The sequence below is a fragment of the Corallococcus sp. AB030 genome, assembly GCF_003668965.1.
GTDB classification, from domain to species: Bacteria; Myxococcota; Myxococcia; order Myxococcales; family Myxococcaceae; genus Corallococcus; species Corallococcus exiguus.
Map to the genome: position 1 here is coordinate 1 of NZ_RAWQ01000195.1, position 20,676 is coordinate 20,676.

Genomic DNA, 20,676 nt, shown 5'->3' on the forward strand with positions numbered 1-20,676 from the left:
GGTCACACCCGTTCCCATCCCGAACACGGAAGTTAAGCCCTCCAGAGCCGATGGTACTCCGCGGGAAACCGCGTGGGAGAGTAGGTCGCTGCCGGATTCTTTTTGAAAGCCCCTGGTGCCGCAAGGCGCCAGGGGCTTTGTCTTTGCGGGCTTGTGTCACGAAGCTCAGGCGCACGCTTCTTCGTGGATTGATCCGACGGGATGCGAACGTACAGCCGCCTGGCTTTGAGGCTGGCCTGACCCTGGCTGCTTTGCTTGAGTGGCGCTCCTTCCCCCCTCTCTGGACAGGAGCCTCTCGCATGCATCTGCTTCGAATCTACGCCGCTGGTCTGTTCGCACTGGGGCTCCTGCTGGCGCCCGCGGAATCCAAGGCGCAGCAGTCCGGCGTCCGCCTGGGCGTGGGGGCGGACTACTGGGTCGACACCAGCGCCGCGTTCAACTTCACGCTGGGCGTTGAAGGGCATGTCGCGGGTCCACTCTTCGTGGGTGCCCGGTTCGGCGCGGTGCTCGTCACGGACGGCAACATCATTGGCGTTCCGTTGGACATCTCGCTTCGCGCGACGGTGGGCCGGAACGTCTACATCGAGGGTCTCGCGGGCCCGTGGATCTTCTTCAAGGGGGACACCTTCAAGGCCCATGCGGCGTTTGGTTTTGGCCTCCAGGGCAAGGCCGCGAGCATCGGCATCGAGGTGGGCTACCTCGATCCGAATCCCATCATCGGCCTGCGGCTGGGCTACAAGTTCTGAGGTCCTGGCTCAGTAGTGCGGTGGCCGCTCCTGTTGGCGGGCGTCCACCAGGCCCGGCTCGGCGTCCAGCTTGCGCTTGAGCTGGTCCAGCTCCCCCCGGAGCGCGTCGATGACGCGCCCTTGCTGGTAGAGCACGTCGCTCAGCTCCTGCAGCAGCTCCTGCTGCTGCGTGTAGCGGATTTCCAGCTCGACCAGGCGCTTGTCTTCCATTGCCGTCTTCTCCGCTCGGGGACCGTGCCCCATGAATACCCTTGAACACCTGCAGCGCGCCCGCGAGCTGCTTGGACGCGGACAGCCCGAGCTGGCGGAGTCCGCGCTGAGTGATGCCATCGATGCGGCCGTGGCGGCGGAGGACCTGGTCCTCCTCACCCAGGCACGGTTCGCGCTGGGGGAGTTGCTCTTCCAGCAGGGCCGGGATGAAGAGGCAATCCCCTTCCTCCAGGCGGTGGTGCGCACCGAACGGGCCGACGGGTCCGTGGACTCGCCGGTCATCGCCGCGGCGCGGATGCTGCGCCAGATTCGGGAGCAGGAGCCGCGCTGAACTTCACGGCAGCCGGCACTGCTCCCGGATGGCGTCCATCCGCTGCGGGAAGCGCCGCTCCAGGTCCGTGCGCGTCTGACGTGCTCCCTCGAGCTTCCCCGCCTTCACCTGGAGGGTGCAGAGGGTGCCCAGCGCCCGCGTGTCGGACACGTCCAGGCGGTCCGCCTGACGAAGGGCCTCCTCTGCGGCGGTCTCGTTCCCCAGCTCGAACCAGGCGATGCCCAACTGGAAGTGGCCTTCCGTGAGCTTCGGGTCCTTCTGCACTGCCTGCTGCAACAGCCCCACGGCTTCGCGGCTCCGGCCATTCTTGGTCAGCACCAGCCCCTGTTCCACCAGGAGCCGGGCCGTGGGGACCTTGCCCTCCAGGGAGGTGAAGACCTTCAGGGCGTCCTCGGGCTTGCCCATCCGGCTGAGCAGCCGGCCGTAGCGCATGCCGATGAGGGGATCGCCTGGAGTGTGGCTGTACGCGCGGGACAGGGCCTCCGTGGCTCCCCCGACGTCGCCCTTCGCCTCGCTCAGGTCCGCCCGGAGCAGCTCCGGCCGTGGGTCCGCCGGCGCGAGCTTCCGCGCCTTTTCGAGCGACTGGTCCACGCAGCGCGACATCCGCTCCCGGTCGCAGATGCGCGCGAGCAGGAGTTGGGTCTCCAGGGCGTTCGGGTCCCTCCGCTCGGCTTCCAGGGCCAGGTCGTGCGCTTCCGCGGGGGCTCCTTCTCGCAGGAGCTCGGCCGCCTCGCGCAGGTCCGCCGCCGTTGCCTTGTCGTTGTGCTTCAGGGGCACCAGGAACCGCAGGCGGCCCTCCACGTTCTCCGTGGCCCTCGCGATGGCCAGTTCCTGCTCGGGCATGTCGCGGGGCAGGAACAGGGGAATGACGTGGATGGCGAGCGCCGCCCCGCAGACCCAGATGACGCCCCGGAGACCCTGGTTCCGGCGTCGGCCGCTTCGCTCCTCCGGTTCGTTCGCTGGGTCGCTCATGGGGCGTTTCTAGACGGCCCGGAGGTGTGGGCGCAGCCCCGACGGCAGTTCCAGCTCGCAGCTCCAGCAGAGTTCGAAGTTGGCGGGGTTCTCCTCGCCACAGCGTGGACACGTCACAGAACGGCTGGCGGCTTCCTGGTTGGCCTGGAGCTCCGCGAGGACCTGGCGCCCGGCTTCCAGTTCCTGCGGCCACAGCCACAGTTCCACCCAGGCCTCGGTGCTGGGAATCTCTCCGCTCAGTGGGACCAGGGACTCGCCCCGGATGTCGACCGAGAGCCCGGCCAATTCCAGGGCCCCCGCCAGCATCCGTGCCTCTCCAACCGTGCGGTGCACGGAGAACTGCACGCGCTTCATGCTTCTTGTCTGTCAGAACCGGGCCTCCAGGGCAACCGGCCCCGGCTGCTCCCCTGCTGTGCCCCGGGCGACGCGGCCCTCACGGACCGTATGGCCTCCGTCATTCATCGTGACGGAGCTGGTGGGGGAGGACGGCGTGGGCGTGGCGCGGGGCACGCGCGTGGAGCTCCGCCGACAGCAGGGCGTCCAGCTCCGCGAGCAGGCGATCATACCCGCCTCCCTTCGCGGGCAGCCGCTCGGTGGCGAGCCTCAACCGGGGCGTCTCCTCGTCCTCGAAGGCCAGGGTCACCGCCAGGATGTCCGGGCTTCCTGCTTGGGGCGCGAGGGCGGCGGGTTCGGGCTCCTGCTGCAGGGGTTCCAGCAACGGGGCCAGGCGGCGGATCTCCTCTGGCGTCAGGTCCCGCTCCACCACCGGTTCGCCCTGCTCCAGGACTCGCAGGTGCTTGAGGCCTTCCACTCGCAGCGCCTGCGCCCCGGTGTTCGTCTGGCCACTGCGCTCGTAGGTCACGGTCTTCACGCGCCGCACCTCCCCGGGGTCAAGGAGTAGGCATTCGCATCCTCCCTGGCATCCGGAGGAGACCGCGGCGAGCGATCCCTGGACGGGGAGGGCAGTCCGAGCGACCGGTGCTGGACACCAGGCAGCGCCCGCTGGGCCCCTGCGCTTCCTGGAGGCGTCTCCCTACCGTGCCTTCCGTCCGGGCGCCCATGTCCGGACACACGGAGGACGCCGCACGATGAGCAAGCACAAGACCCCGAACCCGAATGATCAGCGCTCCAACACGAAGAACCCCGAGCGCCCGGAGCACAAGTCCGCCCAGGACAACCGCTCCAACCAGATGAACCCGAACCGTCCTCCGAACCCGCCGTCCAACATGCCGTCGCACGGCGGTGGGGGCATGACGGGCGGGGATGATTCCTCGAAGCGCTGAGTGAAACGGGAGAGGCCGGCCGCGCGTTCGGGCCGGCCCCTCCGGGGGCGTTGTCCTAGCGGACGCGCGGCGAACACTCGCCTTCGCCGCGGTAGTGGCCCACGGTTCGCACGAGCGCCGTCACGAAGTCGCGCAGCGTCCGCACGCTGCCCGCGCCTCCCGTGCCGTACTGGTCCGAGGGCAGAGTCGTCAGGTTCACCAGGCCCAACTCATCCAGGGTGATTTCGCCATCCGGGCCGACCACGCCCGTGCTGTCCGCCGCGGCGATGGCGTCGAAGCGCATCTTCGCGTCCGGCGACTGGAGGTCGTCGAAGAACAAGTGGTCGCCGTGGATGGTGAGCTGCACCGTCTCCGTGCTGCCCTTGGGCACCGTGACGCCGTTGCCGATGTCCTCGTTCTCGCAGTGCTCGTAGAGGGTGTTGGTCGCGAAGCCCCAGTGGAAGCGCTTGGTCGCCGCACCCTTGGTGGCCGTGCCCTCGACGTAGACGGACCAGCCTTCGGTGTTCATCCGCGTCACGTCCTCCGCGTCCGCATTACCGGCGGTGGCGTTCGTGACGGGGGCGATGGCGTAGCTCACCTCGTCCCATTCCTCGGCGGCCAGGTCGCTGAACTTCGCGACGTCCACGGGGCCCGGACGGTGCACGTCGTAGACCTTCGCGGCCGTCTGCTCGGCGGCGGTTTCTCCCTCGTGGTTGGCGACCTTCACCTCGCTCAGCTTCACGAGGAATTTGGTGTACTTCACCGTCCAGCCGTCCTCGAAGGCGCTGGCGGGGATCTCCTTTTCGATGAAGTCCTCCCCGTACGCGGTGAACGTCACGTTGCCTTGACCCGACGAGCAGGCGACCAGGGCCAGGCAGGACACTCCCATCAGCCAATGCTTCCTCATTCCGCTGCTCCTTCCACCCACGTCACGACGTAGGCGCTGGTGTCTTCCACGCCGCGCACCAGGCCGTTCTGGGCCTGGCTGTTGGCGGGGAAGGTGGAAACGCCAGCCGCGTCAGGAAGCGACGCGGTGGCGAAGTCGATGCGGTCCATCCAAGTCCCCAGATCCACCGCGATGCGCACGAAGCCGGCCTCTTGCTGGAGGTCGCGCTCGAAGCGCACGCCTTCGATGGCCTTGGGCAGATCCACCGTCGCGTCGAAGCGCACCGTGGCTCCGGACGTGTGGGTCGCGGTGCCTCGCACGTGGGCCTGGTGGCCTCCGAGGACGTTCTGTGCGTCCGTGGCCGCTGTGGGCGTCACGAGCGTCAGTTCCAGTGAGCCGTACGCACCGGTGACGGCGTTGGCGTCACCCAGGTTGCCGCCCGCGAGCAGATCCACGGTCCGGGTGTTCAACACCTCGCCCAGCGCGTCGCCCGGGACGTAGTGGCCGGGGTGCGCGTGCGCGGTGCCCCCGATGAGCGAGTACCAGTCGAAGCGGGGCAGGCGTTGCGACAGCAGCACGCGGCCCTCGAAGAAGCGCACCGAGCCCACGGAGAGCTGCGCGGCTTCGGGCGTCACCGTCCAGCCGTACTCGTTGGGGGCCGTGGGCGCTGTCGCCGTCATCGTCACGGCGAAGGTGCGGCGCTCCGCTTCGGTCTTTCCTCCGCAGCCCAGACTCATCAGTGCCACGGTCAAGGCCAGTGCAATCGGGTTCATCACAGGTGGACCTCCAGGTTGAGCGAGGCCACGCGTGGTGCCCCCGCGGTGAAATGTCTGGCTGGAACGAGGCTCGGCTGGGTGGTGGGGTCGAAGCGCGAGCTGTAGACGAACTCGCCGTCGCGCCAGCGCGTGTTGAGCAGGTTCTTCACGTCGAGCCGCAGCGCGAGCGCTCCCCGGCGCAGCGCTGCCTGCACGTCCGCGAGGAACACGGTGCGGCTGTATTCGTCGTAGGGCAGGGGCCTGGGCCCGATGAGCGTGAGGCCCGTACCTAGCGACAGCACGGAGTCGATGCCGGGCAGCGGCTTCTCCCAGCCGATGTCCGCTCGAGCGACCAGCGGCGCGAAGTAGGGGAGCTTCGCGTTTGTCTTCGTCACCGTCGCGTTCGCCACCGTGGCGCTCAGCGCGGCCGTGACGCCTTCGAGCGGACGCGCCTGCAGGGACGCGGAGATGCCCGTGCGCAGCGTCTCTCCCGTGAAGACGGTGGTGCCCACCGTGTGGTCGAAGAAGAAGTCGTCCGCTACCTGCGAGCCGAAGACGCTCGCCTGGAAGGACAGACGTTCTCCATCCCTCCTCGTGCCCAGCTCCGCGCCGTGCACGTTCACGAAGGGCGCCTGCTCTCCTTCCGCGAGGCTTCGCGCCTGCGGGGAACGGAAGCCGTCTCCGTAGCTGGCGAAGAGGGCCCAGGTGTCCGTGAGCGCGTATTCGACGCCGGCCTTCGCGCCCCAGTGCACCCCGAAGGCGCTGCGCGAGTAGCCCTGTCCGTCGTAGTAGCGCGGGTCTCGGAAGGCGAGCGCGTCGAAGACCTCCACGCCCAGCGCGTCAGCGCGGCCTCCCAGCCGGAAGGCCCAGCGTCCCAGTGGGAGCCTGGCTTCGGCGTAACCCCAGACGTCCGTCTGGGTGATGTTCGCGTCCACTTCTTCCGCGAAGAAGGTGCCGTCCGTCTCGCGGTAACGGCGTTGCGTCTGGTGGATGCCGTCGCGCCTTCCTCCCAGGCCCAGCTCCAACGCTACGGGGCGGTCGAAGAGCGTGACCTGGCGGCGGTGCTCGGCTCGCAGGCCCAGGGTGGAGCCGTCGTGGGTCTGCTCCAGGCCGTCGCCCCGGTCGTCCACCCGGTAGCCCGTGAAGTTGTTGCGCAGGCGCAGGTCCGAGAGGATTCCGAAGGCCTCCAGGCGCGTGCGCGCGGTGCCCTCGCGCGGGAGGTCCACGCCCATGAGCAGCTGGTGCCTGGAGACCGTGCCTCCCTGACGGTCGAAGGAGCCGGAGTAGAAGGTGCGGCGCCCGGCTTCGAGGTCGTCCTCGCGCACCACTCCGGGGGAGTCGAAACGCGTGACGTAGCTTCCTCCCAGGATTCGCGCGCTCAGGCCGTGGCCCAGGTCCAGGTTCGCCTGGGCGAGCAGGGTGGCCCGGCCGTAGCCTCGCTGGGGGCCGAAGCCGTCGCTCTCTCCGATTTCCGCCGCCGCGAAGGTTCCGGGGTCCTCGCCCGGGCGGACCGTCACGACGAGCCGGCGCATGTTGAACTGGCCCAGCGTGCCCGCGAACTCCACGCCCTTCTCTCGGGCGCCCAGGTCCATGCGCACCGTTCCCGCCACCGCGAAGTCACCCTGGAACGCGCGGTAGGAGCCCTCCGTCACCTCCAGCGATTGGACGAGCTCCGGGATGATGAAGTTGGTGTCCGCGTAGCCGAGCGCGTGGATGTGGCTCACCTCGTTCACCGGCAGGCCTCCGACGTTCAGCTCCACGTCCTGGCCGTGGAGCGCGTCGAAGCCTCGGAGGAAGAGCTGCTGTGCCTTGCCCTCGCCGCTGTGTTGCGAGGCCACGAGGCCCGGGACCACGCGGAGCACGTCCGTCGCGTTCATTCGCGGTGCCGTGTCGAGGATGTCCCGGCCGATGGTGACCTCGGCGGCGCTCTGGGCCGGACGTGTGCCTCGCACCACCGTGGACCGCTGCTTCCCGGTGGCCTCCGTGAGCTGTTGTGTTTCGGGTTGCTGATGTTCCGGCGTGGCTTCTGTCTCCACATGACCGGTGACTTCCTGGCGCGGCTCTTCCTGTGCGGCGGGCACGGCCGAGGGAAGACTCGTCGAGAGCGTGGCGAACGCGATGAGCAACATGGTCACGGTGGGGACGACACGAGGAGACGACGGCACGTCCCCGGCTCGCGTCGGGACGCGTTCCGGAGCGTGCGGGTTGAAAGACAGACGGGGCTCGAGGACACACGCTCACGCAGGCCCGTGTCTGGCCTGGGCCAGACGGTCCGCATGCTCGCGAGTCATCCTTCCGGAAGTCCGACGGGGGCTAGGGGCCCTGCGGCATCGCCGCGGACCGCAACCGCTGACCCGGTGACCACTCCGGGCTTCGCTCCGGCTCCACGCGCCAGGACACCCAGCGCAACTTCGGCGGCACGAACACCGTCCAGCTCGCCGCCACCGCCAGCAGGTGCTCCACCGAGCCCGTCAGGTGCTGGTGGCCGTGGCCCTGCTTCGCTCCTTCCGGCGCGCCCTGTTCGGACTCCGTCGGACACGCGGCACGGGTCGCGTCACATGCGGCCTGGGTCCGGTGGACGTGGGTGCTGACGCCGTGTTCGTGGCGCCCAAGGCCTCCGCCGTGTCCCACCACCGCGTGCAGCACCGGCGCCACCGCGAGCCCGTACACCAGGACCCACAGTCCCAGGAACGCCAGGTCTCGTCGGTCTCGGGTATCCCACACGGCGGTTCGGGGTACGGCGGCGGAGCGTCCAGGACGGGGGAGGTGAGGCGGCTGCCTGCCTATCCGTCCTCCCCACGACACGCAAGGCGGCCTCCGCCGCCCGCTGCCAGACAGTTCCTTGCCGCCCAGTCCCATGACCCCGTGGACCGCTTGACGCATTGCATCGGAATCCGCTGCGGCCACAGACTTCCCGTCATAGACTCGTCACGTGCGTTCCGAATCCGCCGTTCTTCGTTCCCTGCCTGCCTCTACCGAGGTTCCCGCCCCGCCCTCGCGCGCCGACCGTCTGCGTGCGCTGGGGAGTGAGTCGTTCGACCTGCTCGTCATTGGCGGCGGGGTGACGGGGGCGGGTGCTGCTCGGGACGCGGCGCTGCGGGGCCTGAAGGTGGCCCTGGTGGAGCGCGAGGACTTCGCCAGCGGGACGTCCAGCCGCTCGTCGCGCCTCATCCACGGTGGCCTGCGCTACCTGGAGCATGGCCACCTGGGGCTCGTCTTCGAGTCGAGCATCGAGCGGCGCCGCCTGCTCCACCTGGCGCCTCACCTGGTGCGCCCGCTGGCCTTCATCTGGCCCGTCTACGAAGGGGCTCGCGTGCCGCGCTGGAAGCTCAACGCGGGCCTGATGCTGTACGACGCCCTGTCCCTGTTCCGGAACGTGAAGGCGTATCAGCGCCTGTCGCTCAAGCAGTTGGTGGAGGCCGAGCCCGGCATCCGCTCCGAGGGGCTCAAGGGCGGCGCCCGCTACTACGACGCGGCCACCGACGATGCTCGCCTCACGCTGGCCAACGCGCTGGGCGCGAGCGAGGCCGGCGCGGTGGTGCTCAACCACGCCTCCGTGAAGCGGCTGGTGCTGGAGGACGGCAAGGTGAAGGGCGCGGTGGTGATGGATCACCTCACCGGCCTGGAGCACACCGTGCACGCTCGCGCCGTCGTCAACGCGACCGGGCCCTGGAGCGATGAGATCCGCCAGTTGGATTCGTCGCAGCAGGAGCGCACGGGGCCCGCGGTGCGCGGAAGCAAGGGCGTGCACATCGCGGTGCCCCGCTCGCGGCTGAACATCGGGGATGCGCTCACGCTCCTGTCTCCCGTGGATGGCCGCGTGATGTTCATCCTGCCCGCGGATGCGTTCACCCTCATTGGCACGACGGAGACCGCCACCCGCGCCCACCCGGCCGAGGTGCGCGCGAGCGAGGCGGACGTGGCCTACCTGCTCTCCTCCGCCAACGCCTTCTTCCCCGAGGCGAACCTCACCCGCGAGGACATGGTCAGCGCCTGGGCCGGCATCCGCCCGCTCGCGGCGAGCGGCTACCACGGCAACAGCGACGCGGGCAGCGCCAGCCGCGAGCACTCCATCGACGTGAGCCCGTCCGGCGTGCTGGCCATCAGCGGCGGCAAGCTCACCACCTTCCGGGTCATGGCCCGCGATGTGGTCAACGCCGTGGAGCGCCACCTGTCCCGCCCGCACAAGAAGCCCGTCACCCACGAGCAGCCCCTGCCGGGCGGCGACATCCTCAAGCTGGACGCGGAGCTCGCGGCGGCGAAGCAGGAGGTGGGGGATGCCGCCACGGGCGAACACCTGGTTCGCGCGTACGGCAGCCGCTGGCACGCGGTGTGGGCGCTCACTCGCGAGTCGCCCGCGCTGGCCGAGCCGCTGGTGGAGGGCCTGCCCTACCGCCGCGCCGAGGCCGCCTGGGGCGTGTCCCACGAGATGGTCCAGACGCTGGCGGACCTGCTCATCCGCCGCCTCAAGGTCGCGTTCGAGACGCGCGACCAGGGCCGCGCCGCCGCTGTCCGCGCCGCGGAGGTGATGGCGCCTCTCCTGGGGTGGGACGCCGCGGAGACCGAGCGTCAGCTGGCGGCCTATGCCGTGGATGCCCAGCGCATCTTCGGCGTGGATCCTTCTGACGCCTGACGTCCTGCCAGGTGGCCGGGCACGGTGCGTCATGCCGGGCCGGAGGTCCTGCCGCGAACGAGGCGCTCCCCACGAGCGTTGAGCGCCTCACGATGGACCGGCACCGGATGGCCGTCGGGCGCACGACAGCCGCCCGAGCAGTCGTGCTGCGTCCATGCTTAAATCGTCTGGGGAACGGGAAGCAGGGTCGGCCCGTTCTTCCCGGCCCCCTTTTCGGGGGCGGCAGGTCACGGCGCGGTAATCCACGTTGGCCGGGCGAAGGAGATACACCCCATGAAGCGTTGGCTTTGGCTTGGGCTCGGGTTGTCCGGACTGGTGGCGAGCGGCTGTGGCAGCGACCCCGAACCCATCGATGTCCTGCCCCAGGCGTGTCCTGGCACCGCGGAGGTGTCGCTGCCGAAGCCGGGGGTCTCCCCGCTGAGCACGGACACGGCGCCGGACGGCGTCATCATCACCTACAAGTCGAAGGTGTCCGCGAGCGCGCTGGCAGCTTCGGCGGACATCGCGGCGGCCGTGGAGCGCGAGGGCGGCACGGTGAAGCGCCGCATCCCGAACATGAACGTGGTGTCCGCCCGGCTGTCGCCGGAGGCCATCTCCGCGCTGAAGCTCCACCCGGACGTGCTCTCCGTGACGCCCAACCGCCGCGTGCGCGCGCTGGGGCTGCCCACGCCCCCGCCGCTGGCGTCGTGGCAGGGCGCGTACAGCACGCAGGGGTCGGTGGGCGAGTACACGGAGGGACTGAAGCTGATCCAGGTCCCTCAGCTGTGGGACGCGAACAACGACGGCGTCATCGACCCCGGCGCGCCCACGGGCGAGGGCGTGAAGGTGTGCGTCATCGACAGCGGCTGGGACAGCAAGCACCCGGAGCTGAAGGCGGCGTTCGTCATGGGCAAGGACTTCGTCGACGACGATGACGACCCGTCCGACCAGAGCGTGTCCCAGGGCGTGCTGAAGGTGGGCGGCGGCCACGGCACGCACGTGTCCGCGACTATCCTGGCGCAGTTCGGCGCGGGCTCCGGCGCTCGCGTGGCGCCCGGGGAGGAGCCGAACGGCGTGGTGGGCGTGGCGCCGGGCGCGTCGCTGCTCGTCGCGCGCGTGCTGGACACGGACGGCGGCGGCCGCACGGATGACGTCATCGCGGCGGTGGACTGGTGCCATTCGCAAGGGGCGCGGATTGCCTCGCTGTCGCTGGGCGCGCCGGATCCGTCCGAGACCGAGCAGCTCATGTTCGAGAAGGTCTGGGAGAACGGCAACGGCATGCTGTCCGTCGCGGCCAGCGGCAACGACGGCAAGCGCGGCATCGCGTATCCGGCCGCGTACCTGCCGTCGGTGATGGCGGTGGGCGCGGTGGACCTGCAGGGCGAGTACGCGCCCTTCTCGCAGTTCGGCCAGGAGCTGTCCGTGGTGGGGCCCGGCGTGAACGTGCTGAGCGCCACGGTGCTGGGGGCGGCGTCGCTGTCCTCGGTGACCGCGGCGTCGGCGCCCGTCACCTCGTCGCCGCTCACGTACACCGCGCAGGGCACGTACACGGGCCGGCTGGTCAACTGCGGCCTGGGCGCGGACCGGGCGGCGTGCGGTGAGACCGCCACCTGCGACGGCTTCGTCGCGTACGTGGACCGCGGCGACCTGTTCTTCGAGGAGAAGGCGCGCAACGTCATCCAGGCCGGCGCCCGCGCGGTCATCATCGGCAACAACGTGGCGGACGACGCGGAGGGCACCTTCACGCTGGGCTCCTCGAACTCGCACTGGGTGCCCACGGTGTCGGTGTCCATGGCGGCCGGCGCGTCCCTCAAGAAGCTGCTGGGCCAGGATGTGACGGTGTCCATCACCGGCCTGGACTACCAGCGCGAGTCGGGCACCTCCATGGCCACCCCGCACGTGTCGGGCGTCGCCGCGCTGGTGTTCAGCGCCCGGCCGGACCTGAGCGCCGCGCACGTGCGCGCGGTGCTGGAGAAGACGGCGAAGGACGACAAGACGACGCCGGGCAAGGACGAGAAGTACGGGTATGGCCTGGTGCAGGCGGCCAAGGCCGTGGAGCTGGCGCGCACGCTGCCCCAGGGCGGCGGTCCGCTCCCGCTGCCGTAACCGCGCGCCTTCGCGCCCGTGGGCCTGACGCCCCCGCGTCCCTTCGTGGGACCGGGGGCGTTTCCTTTTCCCGAGCAGGCGCCGGGTCGTGGGTTGGCAGCCCGGGCGGGCAGGCGACCGCAAGTCCTCCGGGCGGGTGGTTCGCGCCGCGTGCGCGTGCACCTTCCCACGAAGGGAGGCACGCGGCGCATGAGGCGAGACACCTGGCTGGGATTGGGGATCGCGGGGCTGGCCTGCCTGCTGATGTGCGCCGGGACTCCATCCGGCGGCATGGAGGATGACGCGGCGTCCGAGGAGACTCCTGCTCCCGCAGGTGCGCGAGTCATCACGCCGCGGACTCCCGCGGCCACGCCGCAAGCTCCGGCGCCCGTGCCGCAGCAGCAGCCGGGGACGGGCGGCTCCGGGACGAACACGCAGGCCCCCGCTGGGACGGCTCCTGGCACCACGCCCGCGCAGGGCACCGAGGCTGGGTCGGATCCAAACAGCCCCAGCGCGGAGCCGAACCCGGAGGGACAGACGACTCCGCCCAACCCGGGCCCGGAGACGAACTCGGGCACGGGGGGGACGGGCAACACGGGGACAGGGGCTCCCTCCACGGCGAAGCCCTCCGCTCCTGGCGCCTCGCAGGGCGTCGCGGTGGTGGACGCCATCTACCGGGGGAAGGTGCGCTCGGTGTCCGATACGGTGGTCGTCATCGACAACGATGGCTCACGCCTGCCGCTGGAGATCAGCACCCAGACGCGCGTCGTCCGCGACGGTGAGGACATCGGTGTGACGGAGCTCAAGGAGGGCGAGCGCGTGCGCGCCACCGTGAACCTGGTGGGCCGGAGCCACACGCGGGAGATCGCCGTGCTGACCGGCGCCGAGGCCCGGCGCGACGCCGAGACTCAACGCCGCCGGTAGCCCCCGGCCCCTCCGTCAGCCGCATGGCCCCGTCCGCGTCTCCCGGACGATGACGGTCTACAACCGATACCGAACCCTGTTGCACAAGTTGGCCCTCGTCCGCGCCTGCGCGCCCGGCGGGGATTCACCCGAAGCGGATGCGCTGCTCGACACGATGGACGAGGTCTGGGACGCCCTGTCCGACGGCGAGCGCGCCGCCATGGAGCGCGAACGCGCCCGGTTGGCCTTGTCCGTGGACATGCGCGCCGTGCCCGCGTGAGGCGTTCGCGTCACTCCCGCACGGACCCCATGGGCGCACCCGTGGGCCCATGGGGAAGGTGCGAGGACGGCCGTGACGGCGGTAGTTCCCGGCGCTGACGCTGACGCCACACCGCCCGCGTGTAGTCCACCACCGACGCCAGCGACAGCAGCGCGACGAGCGCCACGAGCGGCCGCACCAGCGGCGGGTAGAGCAGGACGCACAGCAACACCGCGAGCTGCAACGTCGTGACGACCTTGCCCAGCATCCGCGCCTTGAGCTCGACGGCCCGCATGTCCGGCCGCACCCTGGCGACGATGAAGCCGATGGCCGTGCCGATGTCCCGCAGGAGCAGCAGCGTCAGCTCCACGGGGTCGATGAGCCCGTCCAGCAGACACACGATGAAGGCCGTCACCATGAAGGCGCGGTCCGCCACCGGGTCGATGAGCGCTCCCATGCGCGTGGCCAGTCCCCGGTGCCGGGCAATCCAACCGTCCAGGAAGTCCGTCGCCGCCGCCAGCACCACCAGGAAGGCCCTCATGCGCAGGTCCGACACCGCGATGAACACCGCGGCGAGCGGCAGTCGCGACAGGGACAGCGTATTGAGCAGCACGAGGCTTGCCCGACGGTGCATGGCTTTCAAAAGGTAGTGCTCGGCCCCCGGGGCGCACCTGCCCGGCATGGCGAGCGTCCAGCGAAGAACTCCTCCGGTGCCCTCGTGGATCCACGCCCGACGAAAGGACCCCGCGGCCCGCGTACGGTGTCCCAGGGCATGGCCCGGGATTTTCCCCGGCCTCCGTCCTCCTGGAGTCCGCCTCTTGAACGCGATGGGAACCTTCCGCCCCCTGCTGGCACTGGCCACCCTGCTCACCGTCGCGCTGCCGCTGGCGAGCTGTGAAGCGGCCGGACGGGCGAAGGTCGCGACCCGTGCTCCCACGGCGGAGGAGCGGACGCGCTACCCGTGGCTGCCAGCCTCCGCCCAGGTGCGCTCGCTGGAGGAGACCTTCGCGCCTCCGGAGGGCTACGCGCGCATGCCCCTGGAGGCGGGCTCCTTTGGCGCCTGGTTGCGCGGCCTGCCCCTGCGCTCCGATGGCTCTCCCGTGCGCGACTTCCAGGGCAATACCGTGCTGGCGGCCTCCGACTCCCGGCTGGCGGCGGTGGGGGAGCTGGACGTGGGCACCGCGAACCTCCAGCAGTGCGCGGACTCCATCCTGCGCCTTCACGCGGAGTGGCGCTGGGCGTCCGGCCAGTCGGAGCGCATCGCCTACCGCTTCACCAGCGGCCACCTGGCGTCCTGGCCCAAGTACGCGGCCGGGGAGCGGGCGCGCGTCTCCGGCTCGAAGGTGATGTGGGTGCCGGGGAGCGCGGCGGCGGACAGCTCGCGGGCGGCCTTCCGCAACTACCTGAACCTGCTCTTCACCTACGCAGGCACCCTGTCGATCCAAGCGGAAGGCTCCCGTCCCACGCGGGAGCAGCTGCGCCCCGGGGACTTCTTCGTCCTGGGCGGCAGCCCCGGCCACACGGTGCTCGTGCTGGACGTAGCCACCAACGCGAAGGGTGAACGGATGGCGCTCGTGGGCCAGGGCTTCACCCCCGCGCAGGACTTCCACGTCCTGGCGGGAAGGGACGGGGCCTGGTTCCCGCTGGAAGGGGAGAGCCTGGCGACGCCCTTCTGGGCGCCATTCCCCATGACGTCCCTGCGACGCCTGTCCTCGCCCTGATCGACTGGAAACCTGAAGCACCAACGAGGTGCAGCCTGGGGGACGGGCGCCCTCCTGGTGGGTCTCCTGGCGGACGGGAAGGCGTGAAACGGGCAACTCCCGAGGGTTCTTCTGGAATCGACGGGAGGCAGGAGGCAGGTTGCGGCGTGGAGTGTTGTCCTGCCGTCAACGGGCGACACACCGAAGCCGGGCCCGTCCCCCGCCGTGTGCCCGTCAGCCTAAAGGGAAGAGGAGCCCGTCCCCCGAGCCTCCACCATGTCCTCCGCCGCCGCATCCGTGCCCGCGTCTTCTCCCAGGGCCAGCATCCTCATTGTCGACGACACGCCCGGCCACCTCCTGGCGCTGGAGGGCATCCTCTTGCCCCTGGGGCAGCGGCTGGTGCGCGCCACCTCCGGCCGCGAGGCCCTGCGGCGCGTGCTGGACGAGGACTTCGCCGCCGTCCTGATGGACATGAACCTGGGCGACATGACGGGCGTGGAGGTGCTGGGCCTCCTGCGCGAGCGCGAGCGCAGCCGCCGCACGCCCGTGCTGCTGATGACCGCGGGCGACGGCGACGAGAAGGAGTGGCTGGCGGCGTACGCGCACGGCGCGGTGGACTACCTGCGCAAGCCGCTGCGGCCTGAAATCCTCCTGGCGAAGGTGTCCATGTTCGTGGAGCTGCACCTGGCGCGCGAAGCCGTGCAGCGGCGCGAGGAGTCGCTGCGCGAGCGCGAGCGCGACGCCCTGGAGGCCGTCCACCGCGAGCGGCTGCACGCGTTCTTCATGCAGGCCCCGGTGGGCATCTCCATCACGCGTGGGCCGGACTTCGTCTTCGAGCTGGCGAACCCCTACTACGAACTGCTGGTGGGCCGGCGGGTGACGCCGGGACAGGCGCTGCTGGACGCGTTCCCGGAGATGGCCTCGCAGCCGGAGGTTATGGAGGTGCTGCGCGGGGTGGTGCGCACGAGGCAGCCCTTCGTGCGGCCGGAGTTCGAGGTGAAGCTGGTGCGCGACGGCCAGCCGGACTCCGTCTTCTTCAACGTCATCTACCACCCGATGGTGGAGGTGGACGGCACCGCGTCCGGCATCATCACCCTGGCCACCGACGTGACGGAGTTCGTGCGCGCGCGCCGGCACACGGAGGCGCTCACGCAGGATTTGCGAAAGCAGCAGGCCGCGCTGGCGGACAGCGAGCAGCGCCTGCGTCTGGCGCTGACGGCCACGGCGCTGGGCACCTTCGACATGGACGTGGTGACGGGCGAGCTCAGGTGGGACGCGCGCTGCAAGGCGCTCTTCGGCCTGCCGCCCGATTCGGAGTCGTCCTACGAGTTGTTCCTCGCGGGCCTGCACGTGGAGGACCGGGACGCCGTGCAGCGCGCGATCGCGCTCAGCTGGGACCCCACGGGCAAGGGCGACTACGACGTGGCCTACCGCACCGTGGGGTTGAAGGACGGCGTGGAGCGCTGGGTGCGCGCCACGGGCCGCACGCACTTCCAGGACGGCAAGCCGGTGCGCTTCGTGGGCACCGTGCAGGACATCACCGCTCGCAAGCGCGCCGACGCGGAGCGGGCCCGCCTGATGGCGGGCGAATTGCGCCGCACCGAGCAGCTTCGCGGCCTGTCGCGCGCGAGCCTGGCGCTCAACGCGGCGGGCAGCGTGCCGGCCATCCTGGAGCTCGTGACGCTCAAGGCGCGCAAGCTAATTGGCGCGAACCAGTCCTTCGTGCGGGTGGCGGATGGACGGGACGCGCCGACGCTCGGCGCGCTGTCCGCGGTGGAGCATGATCCGCAGGCGCCCGGCGCCGCCCAGGTGGGCGTGGACGAGCGCGGACTCTTCGCCCGGGTGTGCCAGGAGAACCGGCCGCTGCGCCTGACGCGCGCGGAGCTGCGTCAGCACGCGGCCTACTCGGAAGCGCCCGCCGCGCCGCAGCCCGCGCTGCCCCTGAAGGGCTTCCTGGCGGTGCCGCTGGTGGGGCATGACGGCCGCAACCTGGGCCTGATGCAGGTGTCCGACAAGCTGGAGGGCGACTTCGACGCGGAGGACGAGACCATCGCCGTGCAGCTGGCGCAGATGGCCAGCGTGGCGCTGGAGAACGCGCGCCTGTACGAGACGGCGCAGGCGGAGCGGCGCAACCTGTTCGCGGTGCTCAAGCAGCTGCCCGCCGCCATCACCGTGCTGCGCGGGCCGGAGCTCGTCTTCGAGATGGCCAACGACCTGCGCCTGAAGCTCACCGGCTCCCGGCCGCTGCTGGGGCTGACCGTGCGCCAGGCGCTGCCGGAGCTGAACGAGCAGGGGCAGGTCGCCCAGTTGGAGGCGGTCTACCGCACCGGCGAGACCTACCGCGGCCACGAGGTGCCCATGCGCCTGGGCCGTGACGTGGGGCAGGACGCGCCCGAGGGCTACTTCAACCTCACCTTCCAGCCGCTGCGCAACGCGGAGGGCAAGGTGGACGGCATCGTGTCCGTGTCCTGGGAGGTGACGGAGCAGGTGCTGGCGCGCCGTCGCATCGAGGCGCTGGCCGCGGAGCTGAAGGAGCGCGAGCAGCAGTTCCGCACGCTGGCGGACTCCATCCCGCAGCTGTCGTGGATGGCGGAGCCGGAGGGGCGCCTCTTCTGGTTCAACCAGCGCTGGTACGACTACACCGGGACGTCGCCCTCGCAGGTGGGGGAGAAGGACTGGAGCGAGCTGATCGACCCGGAGGACGCCGCGCGCGTGCTGGAGCACTTCAACGCGGCCCTGCGCGAGGGGACGCTGTGGGAGGACCAGTTCCGCCTGCGCCGCGCGGACGGCAGCTACCGCTGGTTCCTGTCGCGCGCCAGGCCCGTGCGGGACGGCGAGGGGCGCATCGTCCGCTGGTTCGGCACCAACACGGACATCGACGACGAGCGCCGCACGCTGGAGAGCCTCAAGCAGGCGGAGGAGGAGATCCGCCACCTGAACACGGGCCTGGAGAAGCGCGTGCGCGAGCGCACCGCCCAGCTGCAGGAGGCGAACAAGGAGCTGGAGTCCTTCAGCTACTCCGTGTCGCACGACCTGCGCGCGCCGCTTCGGCACATCACCGGCTTCGCGCAGTTGCTGGAGCGGCGGGCGGGCGCGAAGCTGGACGACGTGGCGAAGGGCTACCTCTCCACCATCGCGGGCGCGGCGAAGCAGGGCGGCACGCTGGTGGATGACCTGCTCGCGTTCAGCCGCATGGGCCGGGCGGAGCTGCGCCAGTCGCGGGTGGACCTGGGCCAGCTGGTGGAGGAGGCCCGGCGCGACCTGATGCCGGAGGCCACCGGGCGGCAGGTGGAGTGGCGGGTGGGAAGCCTGCCCACGGTAGAAGGCGACCCGTCGCTCCTGCGGCAGGTCATCCACAACCTGTTGGCGAACGCGCTGAAGTATACCCGTCCCAAGCCGGAGGCCCTCATCGAGGTGGGGGCACGCGAGACGGAAGGCGAGGTCGCGGTGTGGGTGCGCGACAACGGCGTGGGCTTCGAGATGCAGTACGTGGATAAGTTGTTCGGCGTCTTCCAGCGCCTGCACACGGCCGAGGAGTTCGAGGGCACCGGTATCGGGCTCGCGAACGTGCGGCGCATCGTGTCTCGCCATGGAGGACGGACCTGGGCGGAGGGCGCCGTGGGGCAGGGCGCGTCCTTCACCTTCACCCTGCCCCGCGCTTCTCCCGTGGAGAAGAAAGTCGAGACGCACGCGTGATTGACCTCAAGCGGATCCTCCTGGTGGAAGACAGCGCCAACGACGTGGCGCTCACCCTGGCGGCGCTGGAAGAGGTGCACCTGGCCAACGAGGTGGTGGTGGTGCGCGACGGACAGCAAGCGCTGGACTACCTCTTCCGCAAGGGCGAGTACGCGAACCGGCAGGACGGCCACCCGGCGGTGGTGCTGTTGGATTTGAAGCTGCCGAAGGTGGACGGGCTGGAGGTGCTGGAGAAGGTGAAGGGCGCCCCGGAGCTGAAGGCGGTGCCGGTGGTGATGCTCACCTCGTCGCGCGAGGAGCGGGACCTGGCGCGCAGCTACGGCCTGGGCGTGAACGCCTACGTGGTGAAGCCCGTGGCCTTCCCGGACTTCGTGTCCGCGCTGCGCGAGCTGGGGCTGTTCTGGGCGGTGGTGAACCAGCCGCCTCCGGGCTCTCCCGGCACGACTGGAGCCCCCAAGTGAACGCACGCGGCGGTGCCGCGCGGGACCTGACGACTCTGCCTTCGATGGAACGGCCCCTGTCCATCCTCTTGCTGGAGGACAGCCCGCTGGACGCGCAGCTGGTGGCCGCGCAGCTGGAGGAGGGCGGGCTGCCTTCAACGCTGGAGTGCGTGCAGGCGCGGGCGGCCTTCGTCGCGGCGCTGGAGAAGGGGAAGTTCGACCTCATCCTGTCGGACTACAACGTGCCGGGCTTCGACGGGATGAGCGCGCTGGAGGCGGCGAAGGCCGTGTGTCCGGACACGCCGTTCCTCTTCGTGTCCGGTGCGCTGGGCGAGGACCGCGCCATCGAGCTGCTCAAGCGCGGCGCCACGGACTACGTGCTGAAGGACCGGCTGGAGCGGCTGGGCCCCAGCGTGCGGCGGGCGCTGCGCGAGGCGGAAGGGGTGCGGCTGCGCAAGCGCACGGAGGAGGCGCTGCGCCGCTCCGAGGAGCGCTACCAGCTGGTGGCGCACGCGAGCTTCGACGCCATCTGGGACCTGGATCTCCAGACGGACACGATGCACTGGATTGGCGACGCGACGGAGGAGGTCTTCGGCTTCCCCCTGGAAGAGGTGGACGCGGACGCGGCGTGGTGGCGCCGGCATATCCACGGCGAGGACCGCGAGCGGGTGCTGTCAGGGCTGCAGCGGGCGTTCGATTCGGACGAAGACCGGTGGCAGGACGAGTACCGCGTGCTGCGCAAGGACGGCGAGTACGCGTACGTGGCGGCGCAGGGCTCCATCCTGCGCGGAGCGAGCGGGAAGGCGCGGCGCATCGTGGGCGCCATGCGCGACATCACGGAGCGGCGGCGGGCGGAGGAGGAGCGGCAGAAGCTGGTGCACGAGGCGCAGGCGCGGGTGGAGTTCGAGCAGCAGCTGATTGGCATCGTGAGCCACGACCTGCGCAACCCACTGGGCGCCATCCTCACGGGCGCATCGCTGATGCTCCGGCGCGACGACATCCAGCCGTGGCACGCGAAGGCGGCGGCGCGCGTCCTGTCCGCGGCGGAGCGGGCCACGCGGATGATTCGCGACCTGTTGGACTTCACGCAGGCGCGCATGGGTGGCGGCATCCCGGTGCACGCGGCGCCGTGCGACTTCCATGCGCTCACGCTGCAGGTGGTGGAGGAGGCGCGCACGGCGCATCCGGAGCGCATCCTCCAGATGGAGCAGGTGGGGGACGGGCAGGGGGCGTGGGACTCCGACCGGATGGCGCAGGTGCTGTCCAACATCCTGGGCAACGCGCTGAAGTACAGCCCGGAGGACACGCCGGTGCGCGTGGAGAGCCGGGGCGAGCAGGACGCTGTCGTGGTGAACGTGCGCAACGGGGGGGACCCCATTCCCCCGGAGATGCTCCCGCGCATCTTCGAGCCGCTCCAGCGCGGCACGACGGCGGGGCGCTCCGAGCGCAGCATCGGGCTGGGGCTCTACATCGTCCGGCAGCTGGTGCTGGCGCACGGCGGGACGGTGGACGCGCGTTCGTCCGCGGCGGAGGGCACGGTGTTCACCGTTCGCCTGCCGCGGGTTCCGCCGAAGGAGCTGACCGTTCCGGCGCTGGAGTAGGGCGCCTCAGGGCAGGTCGGTTCCCCCGAGGAACAGCACGTCGTTGCAGCGCCGGATGCGCGCCCGGGTGCGGAGGCCTCCACGCCAGAGGCCGTACTTCTTCAGGGACTGGAGCCCGTACATCGAGCACGTGGGCGTGTAGATGCACTGCCGCTTCCAACGGTGGGGCACCGCGTGGCGGTACAGCAGGACCAGCCCCACCGCGACCAGGCACAGCC

General features: G+C 70.6%; 21 protein-coding genes and 1 rRNA gene. 12 read left to right on the forward strand and 10 right to left on the reverse strand.

Annotated elements, in window-relative coordinates; translation table 11 throughout:
* Both rrf and D7Y15_RS34105 read left to right on the forward strand, forming a co-directional pair.
* A 5S ribosomal RNA gene (rrf, locus tag D7Y15_RS34100) occupies positions 1–97 on the forward strand; the annotation flags it as partial.
* Positions 98–299: 202 nt separating this feature from the next.
* Positions 300–746, forward strand: coding sequence for a hypothetical protein (locus D7Y15_RS34105; RefSeq protein ID WP_120567841.1), 447 nt, complete (start codon positions 300–302; stop codon positions 744–746).
* Positions 747–755: 9 nt separating this feature from the next.
* Here the strand turns inward: D7Y15_RS34105 and D7Y15_RS34110 are convergent, their stop codons facing one another.
* Positions 756–956, reverse strand: a complete 201-nt coding sequence (locus tag D7Y15_RS34110; protein WP_120579288.1) for a SlyX family protein — start codon at positions 954–956, stop codon at positions 756–758.
* Positions 957–987: 31 nt separating this feature from the next.
* Between D7Y15_RS34110 and D7Y15_RS34115 the strand changes: the two genes are divergently transcribed.
* The gene (locus D7Y15_RS34115; protein WP_121755192.1) at positions 988–1,287 is read left to right on the forward strand and encodes a hypothetical protein; all 300 of its coding nucleotides are present in this window, start codon (positions 988–990) and stop codon (positions 1,285–1,287) included.
* Positions 1,288–1,290: 3 nt separating this feature from the next.
* Here the strand turns inward: D7Y15_RS34115 and D7Y15_RS34120 are convergent, their stop codons facing one another.
* The 3 genes from D7Y15_RS34120 to D7Y15_RS34130 all read right to left on the reverse strand — a co-directional run bounded on the left by D7Y15_RS34120 (position 1,291) and on the right by D7Y15_RS34130 (position 3,130).
* Positions 1,291–2,259 carry a tetratricopeptide repeat protein gene (locus D7Y15_RS34120; RefSeq protein WP_120579290.1) on the reverse strand — a complete coding sequence of 323 codons (969 nt, stop codon included), beginning with the start codon at positions 2,257–2,259 and terminating at the stop codon, positions 1,291–1,293.
* A 9-nt stretch (positions 2,260–2,268) separates the two neighbouring features.
* Positions 2,269–2,613, reverse strand: coding sequence for a hypothetical protein (locus D7Y15_RS34125; protein ID WP_120579291.1), 345 nt, complete (start codon positions 2,611–2,613; stop codon positions 2,269–2,271).
* 100 nt (positions 2,614–2,713) lie between these two features.
* Positions 2,714–3,130 (reverse strand): hypothetical protein, encoded by a 417-nt coding sequence (locus D7Y15_RS34130; protein WP_120579304.1) that lies wholly within the window; start codon positions 3,128–3,130, stop codon positions 2,714–2,716.
* A 217-nt stretch (positions 3,131–3,347) separates the two neighbouring features.
* Here D7Y15_RS34130 and D7Y15_RS34135 point away from each other — a divergent pair, with 217 nt between their 5' ends.
* Complete coding sequence (locus tag D7Y15_RS34135; RefSeq protein ID WP_120579292.1) at positions 3,348–3,542, forward strand: hypothetical protein; 195 nt, start codon at positions 3,348–3,350, stop codon at positions 3,540–3,542.
* Between the two features lie 55 nt (positions 3,543–3,597).
* On the opposite strand, the gene D7Y15_RS34140 is transcribed toward D7Y15_RS34135, so the two are convergent.
* From D7Y15_RS34140 to D7Y15_RS34155, 4 genes are all read right to left on the reverse strand, one after another.
* Positions 3,598–4,428, reverse strand: coding sequence for a hypothetical protein (locus D7Y15_RS34140; RefSeq protein ID WP_121755193.1), 831 nt, complete (start codon positions 4,426–4,428; stop codon positions 3,598–3,600).
* Positions 4,425–5,180: a hypothetical protein gene (locus D7Y15_RS34145; protein ID WP_120579294.1), complete on the reverse strand. Its 756-nt coding sequence runs from the start codon at positions 5,178–5,180 to the stop codon at positions 4,425–4,427. Before D7Y15_RS34145 ends, D7Y15_RS34140 begins: the two co-directional genes overlap by 4 nt.
* On the reverse strand, positions 5,180–7,327 hold the full coding sequence (locus D7Y15_RS34150; RefSeq protein WP_121755194.1) for a TonB-dependent receptor: 2,148 nt from the start codon (positions 7,325–7,327) through the stop codon (positions 5,180–5,182). The genes D7Y15_RS34145 and D7Y15_RS34150 overlap by 1 nt, the downstream gene beginning before the upstream one ends.
* Positions 7,328–7,475: 148 nt before the next feature.
* A complete protein-coding gene (locus tag D7Y15_RS34155; protein WP_233605193.1) occupies positions 7,476–7,886 on the reverse strand; it encodes a hypothetical protein in 411 nt (136 codons plus the stop codon).
* Between the two features lie 208 nt (positions 7,887–8,094).
* Here D7Y15_RS34155 and glpD point away from each other — a divergent pair, with 208 nt between their 5' ends.
* From glpD to D7Y15_RS34175, 4 genes are all read left to right on the forward strand, one after another.
* The gene (glpD, locus tag D7Y15_RS34160) at positions 8,095–9,795 is read left to right on the forward strand and encodes a glycerol-3-phosphate dehydrogenase (protein WP_121755195.1); all 1,701 of its coding nucleotides are present in this window, start codon (positions 8,095–8,097) and stop codon (positions 9,793–9,795) included.
* A 273-nt stretch (positions 9,796–10,068) separates the two neighbouring features.
* Positions 10,069–11,880: a S8 family serine peptidase gene (locus tag D7Y15_RS34165; protein WP_120579297.1), complete on the forward strand. Its 1,812-nt coding sequence runs from the start codon at positions 10,069–10,071 to the stop codon at positions 11,878–11,880.
* Between the two features lie 189 nt (positions 11,881–12,069).
* Positions 12,070–12,783: a hypothetical protein gene (locus D7Y15_RS34170; protein ID WP_148712935.1), complete on the forward strand. Its 714-nt coding sequence runs from the start codon at positions 12,070–12,072 to the stop codon at positions 12,781–12,783.
* Positions 12,784–12,862: 79 nt separating this feature from the next.
* Positions 12,863–13,042: a hypothetical protein gene (locus D7Y15_RS34175; RefSeq protein WP_233605194.1), complete on the forward strand. Its 180-nt coding sequence runs from the start codon at positions 12,863–12,865 to the stop codon at positions 13,040–13,042.
* A gap of 10 nt (positions 13,043–13,052) precedes the next feature.
* On the opposite strand, the gene D7Y15_RS34180 is transcribed toward D7Y15_RS34175, so the two are convergent.
* On the reverse strand, positions 13,053–13,655 hold the full coding sequence (locus tag D7Y15_RS34180) for a CDP-alcohol phosphatidyltransferase family protein (protein WP_121755198.1): 603 nt from the start codon (positions 13,653–13,655) through the stop codon (positions 13,053–13,055).
* Between the two features lie 193 nt (positions 13,656–13,848).
* On the opposite strand from D7Y15_RS34180, the gene D7Y15_RS34185 reads away from it, so the two are divergent.
* The 4 genes from D7Y15_RS34185 to D7Y15_RS34200 all read left to right on the forward strand — a co-directional run bounded on the left by D7Y15_RS34185 (position 13,849) and on the right by D7Y15_RS34200 (position 20,458).
* Positions 13,849–14,742: a DUF4846 domain-containing protein gene (locus D7Y15_RS34185; protein WP_121755199.1), complete on the forward strand. Its 894-nt coding sequence runs from the start codon at positions 13,849–13,851 to the stop codon at positions 14,740–14,742.
* Positions 14,743–14,997: 255 nt separating this feature from the next.
* Complete coding sequence (locus tag D7Y15_RS34190; RefSeq protein WP_121755200.1) at positions 14,998–18,417, forward strand: PAS domain-containing protein; 3,420 nt, start codon at positions 14,998–15,000, stop codon at positions 18,415–18,417.
* The gene (locus D7Y15_RS34195; RefSeq protein WP_120579302.1) at positions 18,414–18,878 is read left to right on the forward strand and encodes a response regulator; all 465 of its coding nucleotides are present in this window, start codon (positions 18,414–18,416) and stop codon (positions 18,876–18,878) included. Before D7Y15_RS34190 ends, D7Y15_RS34195 begins: the two co-directional genes overlap by 4 nt.
* Before the next feature lie 44 nt (positions 18,879–18,922).
* On the forward strand, positions 18,923–20,458 hold the full coding sequence (locus tag D7Y15_RS34200) for an ATP-binding protein (RefSeq protein ID WP_233605195.1): 1,536 nt from the start codon (positions 18,923–18,925) through the stop codon (positions 20,456–20,458).
* Positions 20,459–20,464: 6 nt separating this feature from the next.
* Here D7Y15_RS34200 and yidD read toward each other — a convergent pair.
* Positions 20,465–20,676, reverse strand: a 212-nt coding sequence (yidD, locus tag D7Y15_RS34205) for a membrane protein insertion efficiency factor YidD (protein WP_233605196.1), incomplete at its 5' end; no start/stop codon positions are given.